The organism is Acidovorax sp. LjRoot118, assembly GCF_964253575.1.
GTDB lineage: Bacteria > Pseudomonadota > Gammaproteobacteria > Burkholderiales > Burkholderiaceae_C > Acidovorax.
The window spans coordinates 875419-897720 of record NZ_CAXURB020000001.1; the positions used below are offsets into that span (position 1 = coordinate 875419).

16 protein-coding genes and 2 pseudogenes are annotated in these 22302 nt (G+C 67.9%); 6 read left to right on the forward strand and 12 right to left on the reverse strand.

Annotated elements, in window-relative coordinates:
• The first annotated feature begins 12 nt into the window (after nucleotides 1-12).
• On the forward strand, nucleotides 13-1011 hold the full coding sequence (locus tag ACSQ9E_RS04175; RefSeq protein ID WP_436216975.1) for a branched-chain amino acid ABC transporter permease: 999 nt from the start codon (nucleotides 13-15) through the stop codon (nucleotides 1009-1011).
• Nucleotides 1012-1786: 775 nt separating this feature from the next.
• Here the strand turns inward: ACSQ9E_RS04175 and ACSQ9E_RS04180 are convergent.
• From ACSQ9E_RS04180 to ACSQ9E_RS04205, 6 genes are read right to left on the reverse strand one after another with little or no spacing between them, the layout of a single operon-like run.
• Nucleotides 1787-2911, reverse strand: coding sequence for a lipocalin-like domain-containing protein (locus ACSQ9E_RS04180; protein ID WP_436216976.1), 1125 nt, complete (start codon nucleotides 2909-2911; stop codon nucleotides 1787-1789).
• A 10-nt stretch (nucleotides 2912-2921) separates the two neighbouring features.
• Nucleotides 2922-4001: a PLP-dependent cysteine synthase family protein gene (locus ACSQ9E_RS04185; RefSeq protein ID WP_436216977.1), complete on the reverse strand. Its 1080-nt coding sequence runs from the start codon at nucleotides 3999-4001 to the stop codon at nucleotides 2922-2924.
• A 40-nt stretch (nucleotides 4002-4041) separates the two neighbouring features.
• Complete coding sequence (locus tag ACSQ9E_RS04190) at nucleotides 4042-6633, reverse strand: FtsX-like permease family protein (RefSeq protein ID WP_436216978.1); 2592 nt, start codon at nucleotides 6631-6633, stop codon at nucleotides 4042-4044.
• 20 nt (nucleotides 6634-6653) lie between these two features.
• On the reverse strand, nucleotides 6654-7310 hold the full coding sequence (locus tag ACSQ9E_RS04195) for an ABC transporter ATP-binding protein (RefSeq protein ID WP_436216979.1): 657 nt from the start codon (nucleotides 7308-7310) through the stop codon (nucleotides 6654-6656).
• Nucleotides 7307-8278 carry a tRNA (adenosine(37)-N6)-dimethylallyltransferase MiaA gene (gene miaA / locus ACSQ9E_RS04200; RefSeq protein WP_436216980.1) on the reverse strand — a complete coding sequence of 324 codons (972 nt, stop codon included), beginning with the start codon at nucleotides 8276-8278 and terminating at the stop codon, nucleotides 7307-7309. The genes ACSQ9E_RS04195 and miaA overlap by 4 nt, the downstream gene beginning before the upstream one ends.
• On the reverse strand, nucleotides 8265-9506 hold the full coding sequence (locus ACSQ9E_RS04205) for a multidrug effflux MFS transporter (RefSeq protein WP_436216981.1): 1242 nt from the start codon (nucleotides 9504-9506) through the stop codon (nucleotides 8265-8267). The genes miaA and ACSQ9E_RS04205 overlap by 14 nt, the downstream gene beginning before the upstream one ends.
• 148 nt (nucleotides 9507-9654) lie before the next feature.
• On the opposite strand from ACSQ9E_RS04205, the pseudogene ACSQ9E_RS04210 reads away from it, so the two are divergent.
• A pseudogene (locus ACSQ9E_RS04210) lies at nucleotides 9655-10383 on the forward strand (serine hydrolase domain-containing protein); the annotation flags it as partial.
• Nucleotides 10384-10653: 270 nt separating this feature from the next.
• Nucleotides 10654-11313, forward strand: a pseudogene (locus tag ACSQ9E_RS04215) (serine hydrolase domain-containing protein); the annotation flags it as partial.
• Here the strand turns inward: ACSQ9E_RS04215 and ACSQ9E_RS04220 are convergent.
• The 3 genes from ACSQ9E_RS04220 to gdhA form a co-directional block, all read right to left on the reverse strand.
• Nucleotides 11273-12184: an alpha/beta hydrolase gene (locus ACSQ9E_RS04220; protein WP_057267910.1), complete on the reverse strand. Its 912-nt coding sequence runs from the start codon at nucleotides 12182-12184 to the stop codon at nucleotides 11273-11275. The pseudogene ACSQ9E_RS04215 and the gene ACSQ9E_RS04220 sit on opposite strands and share 41 nt — an antisense overlap.
• Nucleotides 12185-12282: 98 nt before the next feature.
• Nucleotides 12283-13611, reverse strand: coding sequence for an IS4 family transposase (locus ACSQ9E_RS04225; protein WP_436216982.1), 1329 nt, complete (start codon nucleotides 13609-13611; stop codon nucleotides 12283-12285).
• 167 nt (nucleotides 13612-13778) lie between these two features.
• Nucleotides 13779-15122: an NADP-specific glutamate dehydrogenase gene (gene gdhA, locus ACSQ9E_RS04230; protein ID WP_436216983.1), complete on the reverse strand. Its 1344-nt coding sequence runs from the start codon at nucleotides 15120-15122 to the stop codon at nucleotides 13779-13781.
• A gap of 253 nt (nucleotides 15123-15375) precedes the next feature.
• Here gdhA and ACSQ9E_RS04235 point away from each other — a divergent pair, with 253 nt between their 5' ends.
• Complete coding sequence (locus tag ACSQ9E_RS04235; RefSeq protein ID WP_057202205.1) at nucleotides 15376-16545, forward strand: glycerophosphodiester phosphodiesterase; 1170 nt, start codon at nucleotides 15376-15378, stop codon at nucleotides 16543-16545.
• A gap of 60 nt (nucleotides 16546-16605) precedes the next feature.
• Here ACSQ9E_RS04235 and ACSQ9E_RS04240 read toward each other — a convergent pair whose 3' ends face one another.
• Both ACSQ9E_RS04240 and mutL read right to left on the reverse strand, forming a co-directional pair.
• Nucleotides 16606-17286, reverse strand: a complete 681-nt coding sequence (locus ACSQ9E_RS04240) for a hypothetical protein (protein WP_436216984.1) — start codon at nucleotides 17284-17286, stop codon at nucleotides 16606-16608.
• Between the two features lie 64 nt (nucleotides 17287-17350).
• Entirely contained in the window at nucleotides 17351-19354 is a 2004-nt protein-coding gene (gene mutL, locus ACSQ9E_RS04245) for a DNA mismatch repair endonuclease MutL (protein ID WP_436216985.1), read from the reverse strand.
• Between the two features lie 96 nt (nucleotides 19355-19450).
• Here mutL and ACSQ9E_RS04250 point away from each other — a divergent pair, with 96 nt between their 5' ends.
• The gene (locus tag ACSQ9E_RS04250) at nucleotides 19451-20101 is read left to right on the forward strand and encodes a DedA family protein (protein WP_436216986.1); all 651 of its coding nucleotides are present in this window, start codon (nucleotides 19451-19453) and stop codon (nucleotides 20099-20101) included.
• Between the two features lie 86 nt (nucleotides 20102-20187).
• On the opposite strand, the gene ACSQ9E_RS04255 is transcribed toward ACSQ9E_RS04250, so the two are convergent.
• Nucleotides 20188-20433, reverse strand: a complete 246-nt coding sequence (locus ACSQ9E_RS04255; protein ID WP_057202209.1) for a glycine zipper 2TM domain-containing protein — start codon at nucleotides 20431-20433, stop codon at nucleotides 20188-20190.
• 283 nt (nucleotides 20434-20716) lie between these two features.
• Here ACSQ9E_RS04255 and ACSQ9E_RS04260 point away from each other — a divergent pair, with 283 nt between their 5' ends.
• Nucleotides 20717-22300, forward strand: coding sequence for a methyl-accepting chemotaxis protein (locus ACSQ9E_RS04260; protein WP_436216987.1), 1584 nt, complete (start codon nucleotides 20717-20719; stop codon nucleotides 22298-22300).
• Nucleotides 22301-22302 lie beyond the last annotated feature (2 nt).

A 22302-nucleotide genomic window follows, 5' to 3' on the forward strand; every position in this document is an offset into this window, starting at 1 on the left:
GGGGCCGCTCGCATGAATCTCAAGAACCTTGCCCCCATCGGCTACGGCCTGCTGCTGCTCGCCTTGATCGCCGCGCCCTTCCTGGGGGCCTACCCCGTTTTCGTGATGAAGCTCATGTGCTTTGCACTGTTCGCTTCGGCCTTCAACCTGCTGCTGGGCTTCACGGGCCTGCTGTCCTTCGGCCACGCCGCCTTCCTGGGTGGCGCCGCCTACGTGGCCGGCCACGCCATCAAGGTTTGGGGCCTCACGCCCGAAGTGGGCCTGCTGCTGGGCACCGCCGGCGGCGCGCTGCTGGGCCTGCTGTTCGGCTGGCTGGCCATCCGCCGCCAGGGCATCTACTTCTCGATGATCACCCTGGCCCTGGCGCAGATGCTGTTCTTCGCCTGCCTGCAGGCCCCGTTCACCGGTGGCGAGGACGGCCTGCAGGGCGTGCCGCGCGGCAAGCTGTTCGGCGTCATCAGCCTGCAGAGCGACCTGGTGATGTACTACGTGGCGCTGGTCATCGTGACGCTGGCCTTCCTGGTCATTGTGCGCACCATCCACTCGCCGTTCGGGCAGGTGCTCAAGGGCATCAAGGAGAACGAGCCGCGCGCCATCTCCCTGGGCTACGACACGCACCGCTTCAAGCTGCTGGCCTTTGTTCTCTCGGCCGCCCTGGCCGGGCTGGCGGGCTCGCTCAAGACCTTGGTGCTGGGCTTTGCCACGCTGTCGGATGTGCACTGGACGGCTTCGGGGCAGGTGATTCTGATGACCCTTGTTGGCGGGCTCGGAACCCTCTCCGGGCCACTGATCGGGTCGGCTGTTGTCGTGATGCTGGAGAACAAGATTGGCGAGTTCGGGAACCTGCTGGCTGCGCTGACCAGCGTTGAATGGTTCAAGACGTTGGGGGAGTCGGTCACCATGGTCACGGGGTTAATCTTCGTGATCTGTGTGTTGTTGTTCCGGCGCGGGATTATGGGGGAGATCATTGCGTGGCTGGCCAGCCGTCGGGCATCAGGTTCGCGGCACTGAGGTTCTTATTGTCCCCATGCCTTTGTTGAGGGCGGAGGCCGGGTCTCGGCCCGGCGGCCGAGGTACTTGTTCTTTGCTTCGCCAAAGAAAAGTACCCAAAAGAAAGGCGACCCCGCTGCCCGCGTCCCCCTCGCCCGGGGGCGAGGGGGCAGCCTGCGATGCTCGGGCCTGGGGTGCACCGCGGAACTCGCTGCGTTCCCCCTGCGGGTGAACTCCGCTCAAACAACCGCGGTGAGTCAGACAACGATGCGCGTGTCCTTCGGCACGCGCTCACCCCAGGCCCTGCGCTTCTCGGCACGGTCAGAAGGGGGTGGGAGCGGGCTCCATACGGGCCATTGCTTCGCTCGGCCTGTGGTCCTTCGCTGCGCTCGGCTCGCCAGGGCGGCTGCGCCGCCCGTCGGCAGCGCGCAGCGCGTAACCGACCCCAGGCGCAGCTGCGCAGCAGCAGCCGTGTGGTACCCGCTCCCCACCCCTGCTGGCTGCGCCGAGAAGCGCAGGGGCTGGGGTGGGTGCGTGTGCCGTAGGACACACGCACTTCGTGATCTGGCTTGCCGCAGCTGTTTGAGCGGAGTTCGAAGAACGCAGCGAGTTCTGCGGCACCACCCCAGGACCGAGCATCGCAGGTTGCCCGTAGCGAAGCGCAGGGACGCAGACTGGGGGTCGCCTTTTCTTGGCCCACCTTCTTTTGGCGACGCAAAAGAAGGTGGGTGCGCCGCCGGGCGCACATCCCGGCTCCCGTCCTCAGCACAGGCATGCTGCAACCACCAACCACCAACTACAACTTCAAAGCCCTCGCATACCCCGTCATCTCCAGATACCCCTTCCCCACCACAGCCCCCTCCCGCACCAACTCCGACAACCCCTCCCAGTAGATAGCCCCCGTAGACGCACTGCTATCGAGCTCCTGGTCGTCCAGCAGACTCCTCACCAGAAACACCCCCACAGGCGTCTGCACCCGCCACTGCACCGGATAGCGCGCCCCGCTCACAGGACTCGTCCACCACCGCTCGGGCGTGAACACCACCTCGGCCGCATCGAACACGCGGGCCGCCTGCCCAGGGGCGCGGAACGACCCACCGGCCCACAGCGCAGACCCATCCGCACGCCGCAACCGGAACGCCGTGAGCGCACTGCCGTCGAGCAGGTTCATCCCGATCCAGTCCCACCCCTGCGCCTCGGGGTGCAGCAGCGCCTCGCTCCACTCATGGTCCATCCAGGCGCGGCCACTGCCTGGGGCTATGGCCATGCGCTTGCCATCGAGCACGATGGCGCCGCCCACCGCCAGCTGCGGCTGGCTGTAGTAGTAGCTGGCCTGGGTGCTCTCGGGGCCCTTGCGCGAGAGGCCCTCGCGGCCCTGCAGCAGCACGGGCTGGGTGGCGTCGAATTGCAACTGCAGGCCGAAGTGCTCGCCCTCTATGCGCGCGGCATAGCGGCCGCCCCCGCCCCCCGGCAGGTCGCTGCGCACCAGGCTCCAGTCCTGCAGTCGGATGGCAGTGTCGGATTCATTCGCCTGGGCCACGTCGAAGCCTGCGCGGGCGATGCGCTGGTCGTGGTGCAGGCGCTGGCCCTTCAGATCGGTAAGGGCGGCATGTGCGAACAACAGGTGCTTTGCGGCAAAGGCCGACCGGATGCCCTGCGCCACGTCCACGCGCGAGCGGAAGAACGTGACCTGGAAGCCCCATTCGCGGCCGCCCGCCTGCGCATGGCCGGTGATGTACCACCATTCGGTACGCTGCTCGGGGTGGCTGCCGTGGTCGCGGGGGAAGGCCAGGGTGCGGGCAGGCAATGCCTGGGCGTGGCCGCTCCACGCGCTACCCAGGGCACCGGCCAGGCCCAACACGAGTGCCTTGCGGCGTGAGGGTACGGGAGGTATGCCAAAGAGCATTGGGTACGGCGGCATGCGGCCTGCCTCAGTCCATCAGCGCCTGTACTTTGCGCTGTGCCTCGGTGCAGTCGCCGAAACTCCGGGCCACCCACTCGGGGTTGAAGTACGTGGGCAGGTAGCGCTCGCCCGCATCACACAGCAGCGAAAGAATGGAACCCTGCTCGCCGCGCTCGCGCATCTCGCGCGCCAGGGTGAGCATGGCCACGAAGTTGGTGCCGGTGGAAGGCCCCACGCGCCGCCCGAGCAATTGCGAGAGGGCCTGCATGGCGGCCACCGATTCCACGTCAGGCACCTCCTGCATGCGGTCCACCAGGGTGCGGATGAAGCTTGGCTCCACACGCGGGCGGCCGATGCCCTCGATGCGCGAACCGGGCGCGGTCAGCGTGGCGTCGCCCGTGCGGTGGTAGGCGCTGAACACCGAGCCCGCAGGGTCGGCCACGCAGACCTCGGTGGCGTGCTGCTGGTAGCGCAGGTAGCGGCCGATGGTGGCGCTGGTGCCGCCCGTGCCCGCACCCACCACGATCCAGCGCGGCACCGGGTGGGTCTCGCGCGCCATCTGCGTGAACATGCTCTCGGCGATGTTGTTGTTGCCGCGCCAGTCGGTGGCGCGCTCGGCGTACGTGAACTGGTCCATGTAGTGGCCGCCCGCCTGCTCGGCGATGGCGCGGGCTTCTTCGTAGACCTGGCCGGGGCTCTCCACCAGGTGGCAGCGGCCACCGTGGAACTCGATCTGCGCGATCTTCTCGGGCGAAGTGGTGCGCGGCATCACGGCCACGAAGGGCAGGCCCAGCAGGCGCGCGAAATAGGCCTCGCTCACTGCGGTGGAGCCGCTCGACGACTCGACCACGGTCGAGCCCTCGCTGATCCACCCATTGCACAGCGCATACAGGAACAGCGAGCGCGCCAACCGGTGTTTCAAGCTGCCCGTGGGGTGGGTGGATTCGTCCTTGAGGTACAGGTCGATGCCATGCGCGCCATACGAGGGCAGGCGCAGCGGGATCAGGTGCGTGTCGGCACTGCGCTGGTAGTCGGCTTCGATGCGGGCAATGGCGTTGTGCAGCCAGGTGCTGGCATGCGCGGGCAGGAGGGTCTTGGCAGCGGTCATGGGGGGATTGTCTCGCAGTGCCCACCACCGGCCCATGGACCTACCAGTCTTCCTTGACGGCCATCACCGAATCGCGCCCTGCGGCAGCGCGCCCGGCCAGCCAGGCCGTCACTGTGCCCGAGACCACCACGGCCGCGCACAGCCCCGCCAGGCGCCAACCCGGGATGCGCAGGTCCATGGTCCAGTGAAAGCTCTGCGGGTTGACCACGTGTACCAGCACCACCGACACGGCCAGGCCCAGCAGCACCCCGGCCACGGCGCCCACGCCCGTCCAGGCTGCGCCCTCGGCGGCCACTACGGCCAGGATCTGGCGGCGCGTGAGGCCCAGGTGCGCCAGCAGCCCGAACTCCTTGCGCCGCGCCAGCACCTGGGCGCTGAAGCTCGCGGCCACGCCGAACAGGCCGATGCCGATGGCCACCGCCTGCAGCCAGTAGGTGACGGCAAAGCTGCGGTCGAAGATGTGCAGCGAGCGCTCGCGGATCGCGCTGGCGGACATGAACTCCAGGGGCAGATCGCCCGCGCCACGGGCCGCCGCCAGGTCGCGGATGGCCTGCTGCAGCGCCGCCAGGTCGGCGCCCTCGCGCGGCCACAGGGCCAGGTCGCTGGTGCGTGCGTCTCCCGTGAGAAGCAGGTAGTCGGCCCGGTCCAGCGCCACCGCGCCCGACTGGCGTGCATAGTCGCGCCAGACCCCGGCGATGAAGAAGCGCGGTGCATCCACCCGGGTGCTGAAGGCGCGCGACAGGCCATCCCACTGCATGCCGGGCGCCAGTCCATAAAGGTCCACCACGGCTTCGCTGATGTAGATGCCGATGCTGCCGGCGGGCACCGGCAGGGCCGTGCCCACCAGCGGCAGCTGGCGCGCCGGGTCGGCGCCCAGCGGCCGGCTGATGAGCATGAGCGCAGGGCGCGAGGGGTCGAGCTGCAGCGGGCTGGCACGCAGCGGCTGCACGCGCTCGATATCCCGTAGCTGCGCCACGGCCTCGGCAAGGCCGGCGGGCAGCAGGGCGGCCTCGCTGCCCGCACCGCCCAGGGCCGAGCGCACGTACAGCGGCGAGGGCAGCACCCCATCGAGCCACTGCGCGACCGAGCCGCGAAAGCTCGACACCATCACCGTGAGCGCCACGGCCAGGCTCAGGCTGGCCACCACGCCGCCCACGGCAATGGCGGCGCTGCCACGCATGCGGCGCGCGCGCTCCAGTGCCAGCAAGGGCAGGGCGTGTTGCGCGGCCAGCGGCTGCAGGCGTGCCAGCAGCGCCGCCATGCCGCGCGGCAGCAAGGCGATGCCGCCCACCAGCAGCAGCGCAATGGCGCCATAGGCTGCCAGCGGAATGCCGCCCAGGGGCGGCGCGAACGACAGCGCCACGCCCCCAGCCACCAGGGCCAGGCCCACGGTGCCCCGGTCGGCCCTGGTGGTGGCACTGCCCAGGCCCTTGAGGGTCTGCGCGGGGGGCAGGGTCTGCGCCGCGCGCGCGGGCCACCAGCCACCGGCCAGTGCGGCGGCAAGGCCCAGCGCGCCATAGATGGCCGCAGCCGGTGCGCTCCACTGCAGCGCCGGCTGCACGCCCGCGAAATAGCCGCCGCCCAGGTCCCCGCCCAGCAGGCGCAGCGCCGCTGCGGCCAGGCCCGTGCCCAGCGCGATGCCGGCCACGCTGCCCACCACGCCCAGCACCGCCGATTCGGCCAGCACCAGGGCCAGGCGCTGGCGCGGCGTGGCACCCAGCACGGCCAGCAGCGCGAACTGCGGCCCGCGCTGTGCCACGCTGAGCGCCAGCACCGAGAACACCAGGAAGGCCCCGGTGAACAACGCCACCAGCGCCAGCACCGTGAGATTGACGCGGTAGGCACGCGAGAGGTTGCTGATGCGCTGCGCCGCATCGCCCGGCTCGGCCAGTACGGCCTGCGCGGGCCAGCCGGGCAGGGCGCGCAGGCTCTGCATGAAGGCCTGGCGGTCGGTGCCCGCCTGCAGTTGCAGGTCGATGCGCGTCAATTGCCCGGCACGGCCAAACAGGTCTTGTGCGGCACCTATGTCCATCACTGCCATCGGTGCGCCACCTGCACCCACCGTGCCTGCCACACGCACCGCCAGGCGCTGCAGGCCCGTGTGCAGGGTGATCTGCGGCAGCGGCGCTCCCGCGTCGGTCGGTGCGGTGGACAGCCCCAGTGCCTGCAGCGCCGAGGCATTGAGGAACACCGTGGCGGGCGAGAACAGTGCGAAGCGGTCTGCCTGGGCCCAGGGACGCGGCATCAGCGCCGGTGCCACGGCGGGCAGCAGCAGGGCATCGGCGCCCAGCACGCGCAGCGGCACGCGCGCGGCTTGCGCACCCGAAGCCCCGTTGGGTGCTGCCACGGCCGACAGCTCCAGAACCGGGCTTGCCCGGGCCACCTGCGGGTGCGTGGCCAGGCGCCCGTACAGGGCCTCGTCCAGGCTGCCCTGCATGGCGCGCAACTCCAGATCGGGCTGGCCGTTGACGGCGCGCACCGCCTGCGAGAACTCATCGAGTGCCGAGGCATTGATCACATGCACCGCAAAGGCCAGCGCCACGCCCAGCATCACCGCGATCACGGCCGCCAGGCTGCGCCAGGGGTGGTGGCGCAGGTCCTGCCAGGAGAAGGTGCGCAGCAGGGCGAGCATGGCGGGCGGGCCTGGCGCAGTCAGCCTGCGCCGATGCCGTCGCTGCGCAGCCGCAGCACCCGGTCGGCCCTCGCGGCGGCCGCATCCGAATGTGTGACCAGCACCAGCGATGCGCCGTGTTCGCGCGTCTGCGCGAGCAGCAGGTCCATCACCCGCGCGGCGGTGGTCGGGTCGAGGTTGCCGGTGGGCTCGTCGGCCAGCAGCAGGGCCGGGCGGTGCACCAGGGCACGGGCAATGGCCACGCGCTGCAGCTGTCCGCCGCTGAGCTGCTGCGGCAGGCGCGCGCCCAGCTCGGCCAGGCCCACGGCCGCCAGCATGTGCTGCACGCGCGCGGCATCGTTCTGGCCCAGCAGCATCAAAGGCAAGGCCACGTTCTGCGCCACGTCCAGGTGCGGCAGCACGTGGAAGGCCTGGAACACGAAGCCCACGTGTGCGCGCCGCCACAGGGCGCGCGCCGTGTCGTCGAGCGTGCCCAGGTCGGTGCTGCCGTGCGTGATGCGCCCGGTGTCCCAGGTATCCAGGCCCGCCAGGCAGTTGAGCAGGGTGGACTTGCCCACGCCCGAGTCGCCCACGATGGCCACGAACTCGCCGGGCTGCACGGCAAAGTCGACACCGGCGAATACCGTGGCCTCGCCATAGTGCTTGCCCAATCCGTTGACGGTCAGTGTGGCCGTCATGGCGCGGCGGCATCCAGCCGTGCCAGCACGGCCCGCACCAGGGCAGCGGTAGCATCGGGCTGATCACAGGCGATGGCTTGGCGCGCGGGCATGCTGCGCAGCCAGGTGATCTGGCGCTTGGCCAACTGGCGCGTGGCGGCAATGCCGCGCTCGCGCAGGCTGTCCATGGGGAAGGGGCCGTACAGGCTTTCCCAGGCCTGGCGGTAGCCTACGCAGCGCATGGAGGGCAGGTCCGGGTGCAGGTCGCCGCGTGCGTGCAGGGCCTTCACCTCGTCCAGAAAGCCGGCCACCAGCATGGCATCGAAGCGCAGGGCGATGCGCGCATGCAGCCAGGCGCGGTCATCGGGTTCCAGGCTGAACAGGGCGGTGTCGGCCGCCACCTGGCTGGGGGCGCGGTCCTTGGCCGAGTGAAAGCTCGACAGCGGCCGGCCCGAGACATGCCATACCTCCAGCGCGCGCTGGATACGCTGGCTGTCGGCCGGGGCCAGGCGCGCGGCGGTGACCGGGTCCACGCGCGCAAGCTCGGCATGCAGCGCGGGCCAGCCCTGCGCTGCGGCCTGGGCTTCGATGCGCTCTCGCACGGCGGGGTCGGCAGCGGGCATGTCGTCGATGCCGTCGAACAGCGCCTTGAAGTACAGCATGGTGCCGCCCACCAGCAGTGGTAGCGCGCCACGTGAGCGGATCTCGGCGATGAGCCGAGTGGCGTCCTGCACGAACTCGGCCGCGCTGTAAGCCTGCAGCGGGTCGCGGATGTCGATCAGGTGGTGCGGTACGGCGGCCAGCTCGTCCGCCGTGGGCTTGGCGGTGCCGATGTCCATGCCGCGGTAGACCAGGGCCGAGTCCACGCTGATGATCTCCACCGGCATGCGCGGCGCCAGCACGGCTGCCAGCGCCAGGGCACCAGCGGTCTTGCCCGAGGCCGTGGGGCCGGCCAGCGCGATGGCCGCAAGGTGTTCAGGCGCGCTCACCGGGATCTCCGAATTTCTGCACCAGCGTCCACGAGATCACGGCCAGCACCACCGACCAGAACCAGATGCCGTTGACCAGCGGCCACACCGTGCCATCCAGGCGCAGGCCCAGCCAGCCGCCGATGGCGAAGGCTGCCAGCATCATCATGAAACCATTGAGCGCCGAAGCCACGCCGGCCGCCTGGGGGAACGGCCCCACGGCGCCGCTCTGCCCGCAGGGCTGGTGGATGCCATGGGCCAGCATGAAGAGGTAGAACGGCAGCAGCAGGGCCCAGGGCTGGTGCCAGCCCATGAAGGCAACCAGCCCCATCAGCGAGCCCCCCGCCAGGCTCAGGCCGCCCGCAATGGCCACGGAGCGCTTGAGGCCGAAGCGCACCAGCAGCCTGCGGCACAGGAAGGTGCCGGCAAAGTAGGCCACGCAGGCCGATGCCATGGCCCCGCCGTACTGCGTGCGCGACAGGCCCAGCACATCGATGAACACGAAGGACGATGACGCGAGAAAGGTGAACAGCCCGCCATAGGTGGCCGTGGTCTGCAGCGAAAAGGCCCAGAAGGTCGGGTGGCGCAGCACCTGCAGCCAGGTGGCCAGCAGGGTGCGGGGCTGCAGGGCGCGCGGGTTGCGGTGCACCAGGGTCTCGGGCAGGCGCAGGGCCACCAGGGCCAGCGTGGCCACGGCATACACCGTGAGGGCCGAGAGCGAGGCACGCCAGCCCAGCCACTCGGCCAGCAGGCCGCCCAGCGGCGCGCAGATGCAGGCCACGAAGCCCAGGCCGGTGAGCGCCTTGGACATGGCGCGTGCACCCTCCAGCGGGGTGTACAGGTCGCGAACGATGGCACGCGCGCACATCACCACCGAGCCCATGGCCGCCCCCTGGGCGATGCGCCACAGGATCAGCAGCGACATGCTGGGCGCCAGCGCGCTGCCGATGGAGGCCACGGTGTAGATGGACAGCCCCACCAGCAGGATGGGCCGGCGGCCGAAGCGGTCCGACAGCGGGCCCCAGACCAGTTGCGAAGAGCCGAAGGCCAGCAGCAGGCCGCTGAGGGTGAGCTGGGCGGCGGACACGGGCGCACCCAGGCTGCGCGTGAGGGCTGGCAGCGCCGGCAGGTACAGGTCGGTGGTGACGGGCTGGATGCTCAGCAGCAGTGCCAGGATCAGGATGGCCAGGGCCGGGGAAATGGCAGCGGGCGCGGCCGGATGGCCGGCGGTGGCGAAGGGGGCAGACATATCTGTCTGAGCGTACCAGATGGGTCGGGACAAACCCGCGCACGGGGCTTTCGCGTCGCTTGCACGACATTGCCGGGCCCATGCGCGCCCTACAGTGCATCGCGGCACTGGACGCCAGGCCCTCACCACAACAACAAAAGACAAGCACATGCACCGCAGCAATCACCCCTTGACCCCCTCCCCATTTCGCAACCCCCTGAGCACCCTGGCCCGTGCAGCGCTGGTTGCGGTGCTGGGTGCGGCCTTGGCAGCCGCCCACGCACAGGCGCCCGCTGCGGCGCCGGCTTCGCCTGCGGCCGCTCCCGCTGCACCGGCCCTGCCGGCACCCGAATCGGTCTCGCTCGACAAGCTGGGCTACATGGGCACTTTCCCGCCCGAGGGCGCGCAGCGCGTGGACCTGAGCAACTCCTACAAGTACCCGCAGATGCGCTGGGCCCTGCAGCACCTGCGCGAGCTGCAGCCCACGCGCAATATCCGCCGGGGCGCGGCCCCTGCATCGGCCCTGCCGGCCGACCCGCGCCCGCTGGGCGCGTTCTCGTTCGACGACGACAAGGGCCAGCCCATCACCGTGGACCAGTGGCTCACCCGCACCTACACCGACGCCATCGTCGTGCTGCACAAGGGCAAGGTGGTGTTCGAGCGTTACGACAACCAGATGAAGCCCTGGACGCCGCACCTGCTGTTCTCGGTCACCAAGTCTTTCACGGGGCTGATGGCGGCCCAACTGGCGCACGAGGGCAAGATCGACCCCGAAGCGCTGGTCACGAAATACGTGCCTGAGCTGGCCGATTCGGCCTGGGGCGACATGAAAGTGCGCGAGGTCATGGACATGACCGGGGCCGTGCGCTTTCGCGAGGTGTACACCGACCCGACGACTTAGAACCTGTTCACGATCTCCCAGGGGTCGCGCAGCGGCCTTGGCGGGTGGTGTGCAAGGCGCGGTGCGCAGTTGATAGCCCGGCTATCAACAAGCGCCGCAACGCCGCAGACCGCCCGCCAAGGCCACTGCCCTTCGGGTTAGAGCGAAATCGGGCGATTGGACGCCCCGGCTGCTTGCATGGGCACGAGCCCATGCGGCGCACCCGAAGCATCCACTCATCCCGATTGCGCTCCAACGCGATCCCCTGCGAGATCGTGAACAGGTTCTGAAATCTTCGGCTACAGCTGGTCCGCCGGCATGCTGCCGCGCCCACCGGGCTACCAGGGTGCAACCAACATCTACGACTTCCTCAAGACCTTGAGGAAGGAGGGCGAGCATGGCGAAGGTTTCGTCTACCGCACCGTGCATTCCGAGGTGCTGGGCTGGATCGTCTCGCGCGCCACGGGCCGGCACTGGGCGGAACTGATGGGCGAGAACATCTGGCAAAAGCTGGGCATGGAGGAGGACGCCCATGTGATGGTGGACAGCGTGGGCACGCCGCTGCAGGGCGCGGGCCTGAACGCCACGGCGCGCGATCTGGCGCGCTTTGGCGAAATGCTGCGCCTGGGCGGCAGCTTCAACGGCCAGAAGATCTTCGACAAGGCCGTGATCGACGACACGGCCAAGGGCGGCGACCGCACCAAGTTCCAGTTCCGGGGCATCCAGACCGCGCGGCCCGGCTACAGCTACCGCAACCAGTGGTGGGTGCTGCACAACGCCGACGGCGCCTACGAGGCCTCAGGCATCCACGGCCAGATGGTCCACGTGAACCCGGCGGCCGAGATGGTGGTCGTCAAGCTCTCCTCGCACCCGGTGGCCAGCGCTGCGGCCACGCAGGCGCTCACGCTCAAGGCGTGGTCGGCGCTGGCGCAGGCCGTTCGGCGTTGAGGCCCACGATGGGCGCGGGATCGCCCTCGTAGCCGGGCGGCGTGAGATGGAACAGCGAGACCAAGGCCTCGCGGTACATCTCCATGCCCACGTCGTTGGTGTTGTGGTGCGATCCCCCCTCCACCAGCACGAAGCGCTTGGGCTCCTGGGCGGCGTCGTACAGCTTGCGCCCGAGCGCCGGGGCGATCAGGCTGTCCTGGCTGCCGTGCACCACCAGCAGTGGGGAGCCGATCTCCGAGACCTTGCGCACCGATTCGAAGCGCTGCGTGATCAGGGCCGACACCGGCAACCAGCCCCATTTGAAGGTGCTGAGCACCTCGGGGATGCTGGTGAAGGTCCCCTCGACCATGACGCCTTTTTCGTCCTTGACCTCGCGGGCCAGGTCGATGGCGATGGCCCCGCCCAGCGAGTGACCGAAGATGTAACGCGCCGCCTGGGGGTGGCGCTGGCCCAGCCAGTCCCAGGCAGCGTGCGCGTCCTCGGCGGCCATGGCCTCCGAAGGCAGGCCGGCGCTGCTCTGGCCAAACCCCCGGTAGTCGATGGCCAGCACCGAAAAGCCCAGTGCGTGCATGCGCCGGATGCGCGGCGATGAGCCTGCCACGTTCCAGCGTGCACCATGCAGGTACAGCAGCACCGGTGCGTCTGCACGGTCCGAGGGCATCCACAGCCCGTGCAGGCGCTCCGCCTTGTCCGTCGCTCGCGATGCGAAGTCGATCCACACGTCCTGCATGCCTTCGGTCACCCCCGTGCCGCCCCAGCTGCGGTTGCTGGGCTGGAAGATCCACTCGCGCTGCTTGGCATCGAGGGTCGAGCAACCAGCACTGACCGCCAGGGCCAGGACCAGTGAGAGCAGGAGGGCGGTGCGTTTCATTGCAGGAACTGACTCGCGTGCATGTAGGAAAGTTCTGATTTCCATTGCATGCATCGTGCCTGTTACGAAAAAGGGAGGCCTTGCCCAATGCCGCTCAGTTAACCCTGAGCGGTATTTTTCTTGACGGGATACTGGGTCTTGGACATTCGAACCTCACGCGGATACCGCCTGTGGGACCTGCGAGGCGGCAGCACGAAGCGGCGGATGTTCTTTCTCATGGCTGCGAGCTTGGCCGGGATGGCCCCAGGAGTGCGCGAGCCTGAACTCCACAGCCACTCATCCACGATGTAGCGCAGCGCCGTGACGAAGCTGACTCGGCAGGGCTCGACTTTGGCCTCGTCTGCGATGCGTGTGATCTCCAAGCGGATCAGGTTGTACATCAGCAAAGTCGCCCACAACTCTTGCTTGACCCCATCGGGCTGCTGGCTGCGCAACGTCATCGCCTGGCCCAGCATGTCCGTCTTCATCTCCCCGTAAGCCAGCTCGATCTCCCAGCGCTCGTGGTACAGCGCGAATACTTCATCGGCCTTGTAACGCGCAGCGTCTGCCAGGGAGGTGAACACGGTCCTGGATTTGCCATCAAGCTCGCGTGTGATGGCCCGTACCTCCCACGTGAGCGGCAAGCCGGGGTCTTTCTTGCGAGCTTGGGGCGAGACCTTCATGCGCAAGCTCACATCGCCAGGGCCATGCGTTTGCACCACCTCACCCCTGAGTCCCGCACGTGCAGGGATCAGCCAGTGGCGCCCCTGGCGGTGCTGCAGCGGCCACAGCAGGCCAGCCGAGTAAAAGCCTTTGTCCACCATCACCAGCGAGTTCGGCGGCAACTGCGGCCACAGGCGTTCAGCCAAGGTGTACTCACTTGTGTCGTAGGCATCCAGGCTGGCATCTACCAACAAACGTGCTCTGGCATCGAGCAGGCAGGCCATGCGCACCAGGGGGAAGGGACTTTGGTGGTCTGGGTGGTTGCGCTGGCAGCCAAAGTGCTGGCGGTTGTCTTGCGTGTCGGGGGTACGCCAGACCACGCCATCAAGCGCGTACAGCGCCAAGCCTTGCCAGCGGTGGCGACCGGCCTCCTGGTGCGCCCAATGTGCAGCGGTGTGTCGAAACAGCCATTGCAGGGGCTCACTGCCCAGCCGTTGGCGCGCTTGGCTCAGCGCGCTGGAGCTGATGGGCTCATCGTGCTGCCCAGGCAGTGCCAACTCCAGTACCTCGGCCACGTTCACTATGGAACGGTCTCTGAGCAAGGCCACACCCAATACCAGCCAAAGTGCCTGCTCCATGGGCAATCGCCGCTTGCGCAGTGTTGCCACGCCACTCATCTGCAGGGCCTGTTCAATCCACTGTTGGGGTACGCTGCTTTGAACTACGCCCCATTGCTCGGGGGTTGCGAAGTCGTGGGTATCGCTCAGGTACTCTTGCAGCAGCATTGGCTATCGCTTGACCGCTATGGCCAAAGCTCGATTGATTGAAGTCTGCACTGTACAAACAACAAAGACCCCGAAGGGGCTTTGCTTAACTTACTGGCATTGGAGGCCTTGCCTCCCTTTTGTTACCTATTTCCCGCTTTTGGCGGGATTTTGGATGCCGTTGATGGCTACACCACGCCTTGCGCCAGCATCGCGTCGGCCACCTTCACGAAGCCTGCCACGTTGGCCCCGTCCACATAGCTCACGCTGCCGTCGGCGCGCTTGCCGTAGCGCAGGCAGGCGGCATGGATGCCCTGCATGATCTGCAGCAGGCGCGCGTCCACCTCTTCGCGTGGCCAGGACAGGCGGGCCGCGTTCTGGCTCATCTCCAGTCCCGAAGTGGCCACGCCACCCGCGTTACTGGCCTTGCCGGGTGCGTAGAGCACGCCCGCCGCCTCGAAGGCCTTGGCTGCCTCGATGGTCGATGGCATGTTGGCGCCTTCGGCCACGCAGATGACGCCGTTCCTGATCAGCACGGCCGCGTCGTCGGCATCGAGTTCGTTCTGCGTGGCGCAGGGCAGGGCCACGTCCACCGGCACATGCCAGGGGCGCACGCCGGCCTCGAACTTCGCGCCGGTGCGGGCCGCATAGTCGGCCACGCGCCCGTAGTGGTGGTTTTTCACGTCCATCAGAATGGCCAGCTTCTCGGTGGTGAAGCCTTCCTCATCGACGATGGTGCCGCTGGAGTCGGACACCGTGACCACCTTGGCGCCCAGCTCCAGGGCTTTTTCCACCGCGTACTGCGCCACATTGCCCGAGCCGGAGACCGACACGCGCAGGCCGTCGAAGCTGCGGCCCTTCTGCTTGAGCATCTCTGCCGCGAAGTACACCGTGCCGTAGCCCGTGGCCTCGGGGCGCACCAGCGAGCCACCGAACGACAGGCCCTTGCCCGTGAACACGCAGTCGGCCCGGTTGCTGAGCTTCTTCATCATGCCGGCCATGAAGCCCACCTCGCGCCCGCCCACGCCGATGTCGCCGGCCGGAACGTCGGTGTCCGCACCCACATGGCGGAACAGCTCCGAGACGAAGGCCTGGCAAAAACGCATCACCTCCCCGGGGCTCTTGCCCTTGGGGTCGAAATCCGAGCCCCCCTTGCCGCCGCCCATGGGCAGGGTGGTCAGCGCGTTCTTGAAGGTTTGCTCGAACGCCAGGAATTTGAGCACCGACAGGTTCACCGAGGGGTGGAAGCGCAAACCGCCCTTGTAGGGGCCGATCGCCATGCTGTGCTGGATACGGTAACCGCGGTTGACCTGCACCGTGCCATGGTCGTCCACCCAGGAGACGCGGAACATCACCACGCGCTCGGGCTCCACCAGGCGCTCCAGCAGGCCATGCTCGGCATAGCGCGGGTGCTGGGCGATGAAGGGCCACAGGCTCTCCATGACTTCTGTGACAGCCTGCAAAAACTCGGGTTGATGGGGGTTGCGCTGCGCCACTTGCGCAAGGAAACTGCCAGCGGACTCGTACTTCATATCAGAGAAAGGCTTTCTTCAGGGAGGAGGAAAAGGCCCGGCGGAAATAGCCAGACCCGCGGGTTATGTCAAAAAGTCATGAACTCATGTGTGCAAATGCACAATTGTGGGGATTATGACGGCTGTATTGCTTCAATGTGGTGCGCAAGCCCTGGCTTTGATGGCTGAAATGCCCTGTAATGGGGCGTCACGGTCTTGTCACAAGCCGGCCCCACAGTTCGGCGATTCCAATCCACAACACGAGGAGAAGACGATGCACATTACTGGTGCGAAAGCCGGTTCACTGGCCCTTTTGGCCGCCGTGGCACTCACGGCCTGCGGTGGCGACAACGATTCCAAATACCCCACGCTCAATGGCGCCACGCCCCTGGTCATTGGCCACCGCGGTGCCAGCGGCTACCTGCCCGAGCACACGCTGGAAAGCTACCGCCGCGGCATCGAACTGGGCGCCGACTTCATCGAGCCCGACCTCGTGGCCACCAAGGACGGTGTGCTGATCGCGCGCCATGAGCCCAACATCACGGCCACCACCGACGTCTCGCAGCGCCCCGAGTTCGCCAGCCGCAAGACCCAGAAGACCGTGGACGGTGTGAAGGAAGAAGGCTGGTTCGCCAGCGACTTCACCCTGGCCGAGATCAAGACCCTGCGTGCCGTGCAGCCCATGGCCGACCGCGACCAGTCCAACAACGGCAAGTTCCTGATCCCCACCTACGAGGAAATCCTGGAACTGGCCAAGACCGAAGGCGCCAAGGCCAACCGCACGGTGGGCGTGTACACCGAGACCAAGCACCCTACCTACCACGTGGGCCTGAACCTGGCGCTCGAAGACCGCCTGCTGTCCATCCTGGCCAAGAACGGCTACACGGCCAAGAACTCGCCGGTGATCATCCAGTCGTTCGAGGTCGCGAACCTCAAGTACCTGCGCAGCAAGACCCAGGTGCGCCTTGTGCAACTGGTCGACGCGGACGACGTGAAGGCCGACGGAAGCATGTCGCTGGTGGCCCCCTACGACAAGCCTTACGACTTCGCCGTGGCCGGCGATGCCCGCACCTTCGCCAGCCTGCTGACCCCGGCCGGTCTGAAGGAAGTGAAGACCTACGCCGACGGCATCGGCCCCTGGAAGCCGTACCTGATTCCTTCGAAGCAGGTGGATGCCAACAACGACGGCAAGGCCGACGACCTGAACGGCGACGGCATCATCGACAACCGCGACCGCGTGATGCTGCCCCCGACCGACGTGGTGAAGAACGCCCACGCCGAAGGCCTGTTCGTGCACCCCTACACCTTCCGCAGCGAACCCAAGCAGCTCGCCTCGGACTTCAAGGGCGACCCCAAGGCCGAGTACAAGCTGTTCTTCAACCTGGGTGTGGATGGCCTGTTCAGCGACTTCCCCGACCAGGCCAAGGCCGCTCGCGACAATTGAGCTGTGTTGCTTTTGCCCTGAGCCCGCCGCGTGCGGGCTTTTTTCTGCGCGGGCGAACCCTCAGAAACCGCGCTGGATACCCATGCTCAGCAGCGTGCGGCCCTGCTGTCGGCCTAGGCTGCCGTCGATTTGCCACTGCGGTGCCCACTCCCACCGGGCCCCTGTCTGGAAGGTGGGGGCGCTGCCGCGCTGGCCAAAGGCTTCGGTGTGCACGGTGATGGGGCCCAAGGCGCGCTCCACCGCAAAGCCCCAGGCGGGAATCCAGTGCCGCGCTGGTAGCCGCAGGGCACCCAGGTTGGCATGCAGGGCGCCCCAGGCCGTATTGCAGGTGCCTACCAGGCCCAGGGCCAGGGTGTTGCCGGGTGCGTGGCGGGTGTGCAGCAGGCCGCCCGTGCTGGCGGCGTTGCATCCCTGCTCCTGCGACGCATTCCACAACCATTTGACCTGCAGTCCCTGCACTGTGGCGTGGCCCTCGAAGTCGCGCGCCAGCACGGCGCCCAGCTCCACGCCCTGCCAGGGCGAATAGGCTGGGGCGAGGTAGGCGCTGCCCTTTGTGCCGCGGCCTCCTTCCCACCACGCTTCCAACTGGCCTCCTGCCTGTTCTGCAACGCCCGCATCGTCCACGCTCAGAGGGCGTCCGGCCTCTGCCGGCAGCACGATGGCCAGGGCAGCCGCAGTGCCCCATTGGCGGGCTCGGCTGGGAAGGCGGGCAAGGCCCCCGGGTGTCAGGTGGTTACGCATGGTGGTCGTAGGTTGGCTGAGGAGCGCGCTCTTGCGGCATGCTCCTTGGCTATGCAGTCGGCGGCTAGCGCCCGCGCAGGAACAGCGCGTCCAGCTCACGCATGGACAGCTGGCGCCAGGTGGGGCGGCCATGGTTGCACTGGTCCGAACGGTCGGTGGTTTCCATCTGGCGCAGCAGGGCGTTCATCTCGTCGATGGTGAGCCGGCGGTTGGCGCGCACCGCGCCATGGCAGGCCATGGTGCCCAGGATCTCATTGCGCGCGCGCTGCACCACCGTGGTCGCGTCGTGCGCGGCCAGCTCGGCCAGCACGCTGCGCGCCAGCTCCACGGCGTCGCCCTGGGCCAGCGTGGTGGGCACGGCTCGCACGGCCAGCGTCTTGGGCGAGAAGGGCACGACCTCCAGCCCCAGCATGGCCAGCACGTCCACGCTGGCCTCGGCCGTGGCCACCTCTTCGGGCGTGGCCGCGAAGGTGGCGGGGATCAAGAGGGGCTGGCTGGCAATGCGCGCGCCGCTGTCCACCTGGGATTTCAGGCGCTCATAGACGATGCGCTCGTGCGCGGCATGCATGTCCACGATGACCATGCCCTGCGCGTTCTCTGCCAGGATGTAGACACCATGCAACTGCGCCACGGCCCGGCCCAGGGGCCAGGCGGATTCCTGGCCATCGCGGCCCACGGGCAGGGGGGCATCGCCCGCCGAGCGCTGGGGCAGCGGTGTCGCAGGTGCTGCCGCTGCAAGGCTGCTGGCAGGGAATGCCGTGCGCTCGGCGACCGGCGCATCGGCCTGCAGTGCTGCACTGGCGAAGCCGGTGGACGGGACCGGGGTGGCGGTTGCCGGCGTGCCCCACAACGCCTGCAGGTCTGTCACGCGGTGGCCCACGGGCTCCTCGAAGCGCATGGCCGACTGGGCGCGCCAGTCGGGCAGCGGCGACTTGGCCAGGGTGAAGGGGGCTGGTTCTGTGGCCGCAGGGGCCGCTTCTGCGGCCAGGGCGGCAGCGGCCAGGGCTGCGGCACGGGGCGCGGCCAGTGCATTCTCCACCGCGTGGCGAACGGCCTGGTGCACCTCGCGGCTGTCGCGAAAGCGCACCTCGATCTTGGTGGGGTGCACGTTCACGTCCACACGCGCCGGGTCGATCTCCACATACAGCGCATACACCGGCTGCTTGTGGCCGTGCAGCACGTCTTCATACGCACTGCGCGCCGCGTGCGTAAGCACCTTGTCGCGCACGAAGCGGCCGTTCACATAGCAATACTGGTGGTCTGCGCGCGAGCGTGCCGCGTCGGGCAGGCCGGCGCGGCCGGTCACGGTAACCGCGCCCGAGCGGTGCTGCACAGCCACCGATTGGGTCACGAAGTCCTCGCCCAGCACGTCGGACAGGCGCCTTGCCAGCGCATTCTGCGCATCGCTGCCCTGGCCCGGCACGAAGGTGGCGCGCCACTGCTCGACCAGCTTGCCCTCGTGCCAGATGGCAAAGCCCACGTCGGGCCGGGCCAGTGCATGGCGGCGCACGGATTCAATGCAGTGCGCAAGCTCCGTGGAATCGGTCTTGAGGAACTTGCGCCGCGCGGGGGTGGAAAAGAACAATTCCTTGACCTCCACCGTGGTGCCGGTGGCGCGTGCCGCAGGGCGCAGCTCGCCGCTGCGCGCATCGAGCAGAAAGGCCGTGGCCTGGCTGGCCGGGCGCGACAGCAGCGACATCTCGGACACCGAGGCCACGGCAGCCAGGGCCTCGCCGCGAAAGCCCATGGTGGCCACGGTCTCCAGGTCCGTGAGGTTGGTGATCTTGCTCGTGGCGTGGCGGCGCAGGGCCACCGGCAGCTCGTCCTGTGGAATGCCGCCGCCATCGTCCTCCACCGTGATCAGGCGCACGCCACCGGCCGACAGCCGTACGGTGACCTGCGTGGCACCCGCGTCCAGCGCGTTGTCCACCAGCTCGCGCACGACGGAAGCGGGGCGCTCGACCACCTCGCCGGCCGCGATCTGGCTGATCAGCTCGTCGGGCAGGTCGCGGATGGGACGGCGGGCGGAGGGTTCTGCTGCGGGGGAGGGAAGGGCGTTGGAGGTCACCCTGCGGATTTTAGGTCCGGTTGCCGTGGGGACTTGCCGGCAGGGGCTGGATGCCGGTGGGGATAATGCGCGCTGCCCTCAACAGCCCCGGACCCCATGGAACTCATCACCTTCCTGATCGACTTCATCCTGCACGTGGACAAGTACCTCGAGATGTTCGTGCAGAACTACGGGCCCTGGGTCTATGCGCTGCTGTTCATCATCGTCTTCGTCGAGACGGGAGTCGTGGTCATGCCCTTCCTGCCCGGCGACTCGCTGCTGTTCATCGTGGGCGCGCTGTGCGGTGCGGGGCTCATGAACTTTCCGCTGGCCTGTGCGGTGCTGATCGTGGCCGCCATCCTCGGGGACCAGTGCAACTACTCCATAGGCCGCTATTTCGGGCCCAAGGTCTTCCAGTGGGAGGATTCGCGCTGGTTCAACCGCCGGGCGTTCAACCAGGCCCATGAGTTCTATGAGCGCTACGGCGGCATCACCATCGTGATCGCGCGCTTCATGCCCTTCATCCGCACCTTCGCGCCCTTCGTGGCCGGCGTGGCCGAAATGTCGCGCAGCAAGTTCACGGCGTTCAATGTGGGCGGCGCCCTGCTGTGGGTGCTGGGCATCGCCACGGCGGGCTACTTCTTTGGCAATTTCGCCTGGGTCAAGGAGAACCTGGACAAGATCATCTGGGCCATGATCTTCATTCCCGGGCTGATCGCGATCTTTGGTGCCTGGCGGGCCGGGCGCAAGGCCAAGGCCATGGCCTGATCCATTGCCCCCATGCACAAAGCGCCGCCCATCGCGAGATGGCGGCGCTTTTTGCATGGTCGGGGGCTGTGGTTCAGCCCTCCAGATCAACGGCGATAGTAGTGGCGTTGGTCGCGGTCTTCACCGATTTCGTGGCCCACCAAGGCGCCGGCGGCGGCACCGCCGATGGTGCCCACGGGGCCACCGAAGATGGCGTTGCCGGCTGCACCGCCGACCACGGCACCAACCCCGGTGCCGACCTGTGCGTTGGTGGGGTTGGAGGCGCAACCGCCCATGGCCAGGGCGGCGGTGGCGGAAGCGGCGACGAGAAGGGTTCGAAGGGTATTGGTCATGGCGGGATTCCTTTGCGGTGGGTGGAGTCAGGCCTTGAAGTTCAAAAACCCGTGGGCTTTCGGTGTTCGACCTGTGCCTCTACTGTCACGCGCCAGGCGTTTTTGCGGTGTAGGTACCCGGGGGCAGCGGCTGTAGGACCCTGTCCGGGCGCCGTGTCCCCAAAAATTGTGCACGCGAGGCACTTGTCGATGGCCAGGTGGTGCCGGGGGAGGGTTATGCTGCGCTCATTCCAGCAGAAGACTGCTGCCGCCAACGCGGCCATAACAAGCAAGGAGACACACCATGGGCAACCCCGCACTTCCATCACCCCGCAGCAACAGCACCTGGGGAGGGCAACTCACGGTGGCCCAGCAGATCAGCCTGGTCGTGGCCCTGGCGGCGGCCGTGCTCATCGTTGTGCTGGCGCTCAGCCTGGTGCGTGTGCAGCACCTGGGTGCCACGGTGGACCACTTGGCCAGTGAGCAGGTGGAGCGCCTGCAACTGGCGCTGCGCTGGCGCAGCAACATTGCAGTCAATTCCACGCGGGTGTTCTCGGTCGTGCAATCCGATGGCGACGATCTGCAGAACTTCTTCAAGGACCTGATCGCAGCCACCACGGCCGACACCTCGCAGGTGCAAAAGCGCTACACCGAACTGGAGTCCAGCCCCGAGGGCCTGCGCATTCAGGAAGAACTGGCCACGGTGCGCAAGCCTTACCTGGAAACGCGTGACAAGGCCCTGGCGATCAAGAAGGGGGGCGACATGGCGGCTGCCAAGTCGTTTGCCCTGTCCACCTTTGTCCCGGTGGTCAACCAGTACAACGCGGTGGCCGACAAGATGGTTGCCTACCAGGTCCAGCGTTCGGCCGACCAGGCCGCCGAGGCTTCCGGCCTGATCCGCTCCTACCGCACCACGGTGCTGGTGGCTGGCGTGGTGGGTCTCGCGCTGCTGATGCTGCTGTCCTGGGTGGTGGTGCGGCGCATCCGCGCTTCGTTGAACGGGGTGGCCGCAGTGGCGCGCAACATCGGCGAGGGCGATCTGTCGCAGCACATCGCCGTGCAGGGCCGTGGCGAGGTGGCCGAGATGATGCAGGCCATGCAGCACATGCAGACGTCGCTGGTGCGCATCGTGGGTGCCGTGCGCCAGAGCAGCGACTCCATTGCCACCGGCTCCAGCGAGATCGCCATGGGCAACGCCGACCTGAGCCAGCGCACCGAGGAACAGGCCAGCAACCTGGAAGAAACGGCGGCCTCGATGGAGGAGATCACCAGCACCGTGAAGAACAATGCCGATACGGCGCGCAAGGCCGCCACGCTGGCGGGCACGGCATCGCAGGCGGCGGTCAAGGGCGGCGAAGTGGTGGGCCAGGTGGTGGCCACCATGCAGGACATTTCGGTGGCATCGAAGAAGATCACCGATATCATCAGCGTCATCGACGGCATCGCCTTCCAGACCAACATCCTGGCGCTCAATGCAGCGGTGGAAGCGGCCCGTGCCGGTGAGCAGGGCCGGGGCTTTGCCGTGGTGGCCAGCGAAGTGCGCAGCCTGGCCGGCCGCAGCGCCGAGGCCGCCAAGGAGATCAAGGGCCTGATCGGTGCCAGCGCCGAACGCGTGGACAACGGCACCCGCCTGGTGGCCGATGCCGGAGCCAGCATGCAAGACATCGTGGCCCAAGTGCAGCGCGTGAGCGACCTGATCGCCGAGATCTCCAGCGCCACGGGCGAGCAGACCATCGGCATCGGCCAGGTCGGCGAGGCCGTGACCCAGCTCGACCAGGTCACGCAGCAGAACGCCGCGCTGGTCGAGCAGAGCGCTGCCGCAGCCGACAGCCTCAAGCACCAGGCGGCGCGCCTGGCCGAGATCGTGAGTGTCTTCCGGCTTTCCTGAAC